The 2,442-nt window shown below is 54.6% G+C and carries 2 protein-coding genes; one reads left to right on the top strand and one right to left on the bottom strand.

Going from position 1 to position 2,442, the window contains the following annotated elements; genetic code table 11:
• The first annotated feature begins 64 nt into the window (after positions 1–64).
• Positions 65–844 (top strand): PIG-L family deacetylase, encoded by a 780-nt coding sequence (locus ABX962_RS34730; RefSeq protein WP_372726237.1) that lies wholly within the window; start codon positions 65–67, stop codon positions 842–844.
• A 12-nt stretch (positions 845–856) separates the two neighbouring features.
• Here the strand turns inward: ABX962_RS34730 and der are convergent, their stop codons facing one another.
• Complete coding sequence (gene der / locus ABX962_RS34725) at positions 857–2,224, bottom strand: ribosome biogenesis GTPase Der (protein WP_372726236.1); 1,368 nt, start codon at positions 2,222–2,224, stop codon at positions 857–859.
• Positions 2,225–2,442: the final 218 nt, after the last annotated feature.

Raw genomic sequence — 2,442 nt, 5'->3', positions numbered from 1 at the left:
CGGCCGACTAATCCGCACACTGCGTTGCGAAGGCTTGGAGGGTTCAGGCAATCGAATCGCAATCATGAAAATTTGGAAAGGAGATCTTGCGTTGGAAGATCAAAAAATCGACTTGCCTGAGCGGCTTGACCTGATCGCCGTTGGCGCCCACCCGGACGACGTCGAGATCGCTTGCGGGGGAACGCTGGCGAAACTTGCTAACAAAGGTTATCGAGTCGGGATCATCGATCTGACCGATGGCGAGCCGACACCGAACTCGCCTAGTCCCGAAGTGCGGCTGCTTGAATCGCAAGCCGCCGCAAAGGTGCTGGGAATCAAAAAACGAATTCAGCTTGACCTGCCAAATCGCCGCTTATTCGACTGTTTCGAGCACCGTGTTGCGCTGGCCAAAGAGTTTCGCCGCTATCGGCCTCAGCTCGTGATTGGCTTTGGCGAGAAGACGCCGATGGCGTCTCCGGATCATTGGCAGGCAATGCAAATTACTGATGCCGCCGTCTTTTACAGTCGGCTGACGAAATGGGATGAATACTTTCCCGGTTTGCCGGTCCACTCGATCCAGCGGCAACTTTATTACCGATTGGCGGTCGAACCGGACACGTTGGCGGGAAATCCGTATCACCAAATTGTCGACATCAGCGACACGATCGAAACCAAGATCGAGTCAATCTTGTGTTACAAAACTCAGTTCGAACACAAACCGAATATCGTCACCCGCGTTCGCGCGGCGGCAACCGTGACCGGTGCCGCCGCCAGTGTTACCGCAGGAGAATCGTTTGCCGCAGCGAAACCGTTCGCAGTGGATAACTTGATGGTCACACTCGGGCTCGAACCGCTGATGGACTAGCCCGCGGATGGACTAGCTACGTTTTCCGCGTTTCGGGGTGATTTCCTCTTCGCCTTCGTCGTCCCCCTCGCGATGACGACGGTGCAGATACATCTTGATCGGCACTTCGCCAAAGGGCAGGTGGTCTCGCAATACGCCCAGCAAATAACGCTTGTAATCCGCAGTAAATGCCTTCGGTTCGCTGCACATCAACACCACGGTGGGTGGTTCGGTAGCGACTTGCGTGGCAAAGTAAATCTTGGGGCGACGGTTTTGGTACATCGCCGGCGGATGAGCGTCGATAGCGGCTCGGATCAACCGGTTCAGCTGCCCTGTGGTCACCCGTTCCCGCGCCTGTTTGAACAACATCGTCGCGTGATTGAGCAGCGTTTTGACATTCTTTCCGGTCTGGCCGGTGATGAATGCAATCGGAGCATAGGTGAGTGTGGGGAATTGGGCATGGATGTAGCGAACCCAGCGATCGGTCGGCACTTGGCCGTGATATTTATCCCACTTGTTGATCACAAAGATACAGGGTTTGTGATTTTCCATCACATATCCCATTAGCTGTTTGTCAACTTTGCTGACGGTTTCGCTCGCATCGAAGAACATCAAAACGACGTCCGCTCGACGAACGCTTCGCTGAGCACGGTGCATCCCGTAATACTCGAGGTCGGTTCGCTGGCTTTTGCGTTTGCGAAGCCCTGGGGTGTCGATCGCCATAAAGGACTGGCCATCCATCTCGAAAATCACATCGACACTATCACGTGTGGTCCCGGCCACTTCGCTGACGATCATGCGGTCATCTTCGGCCAACGTGTTGACGAACGTGCTTTTGCCGACATTTCGCCGTCCAACGATCGTCACCTTCATCTGAGGTTCTTGGACCAATTCGTTATTCGGTTCGGGTAACCGATCGACAATTAGGTCCAACAAATCTTGGCGGTTGCGATTCTGCGTCGTGCTGACCCGAATCAGGTGCCCGCGACCGAGGCGTTGAAAATCTTCGGCCAACACATCCTGGTGCGATTGATCAGCCTTGTTGGCGACCAAAATCACCGGCCGCTGAACCGAGCGAAGTCGCTCGGACACCTCTTCGTCCATCGGCATCACGCCGGTCTGGACGTCGACCACCAACACGATCACATCGGCGGTATTGATCGCGATTTCAATTTGGTTGCGAACGTCCTCGGTCAGATTGTCCGCGTCTACCACCCCCATTCCGCCCGTATCGACCAACTCGAAAAAACGGTCATTCGATTCGATCAACGTCGTCATTCGGTCGCGTGTGACGCCTTCGTAATCGTCGACAATGGCAAGGCGACGACGCGCAAGCCAGTTAAATAGGCTGCTTTTGCCTACATTGGGGCGACCGACAATAGCGACTCGAGGGACGGGCATTCGTGATTACAGGGGTGCGGGAACAACAAACAGGGGCACGGGAACAACAATGTGACAATGCGCTTAAGCACTGAATCCTATTCTCGGCGACCCAAATCACAAAGCCCTAGAAGACGTTCAAACCTAGATTCGCTAGAATCTCCGCTATGTCTGACAAGATTTTACCCCCGCTGGATCGCGATCAATTGATCATGCAGGCCGCTGCGCTTGCCGATCAT

The sequence above is a fragment of the Novipirellula sp. genome (genome assembly GCF_041583735.1).
In the GTDB taxonomy this organism is placed as follows: Bacteria; Planctomycetota; Planctomycetia; order Pirellulales; family Pirellulaceae; genus Novipirellula.
This window is presented reverse-complemented; position numbering and strand designations above follow the sequence as displayed.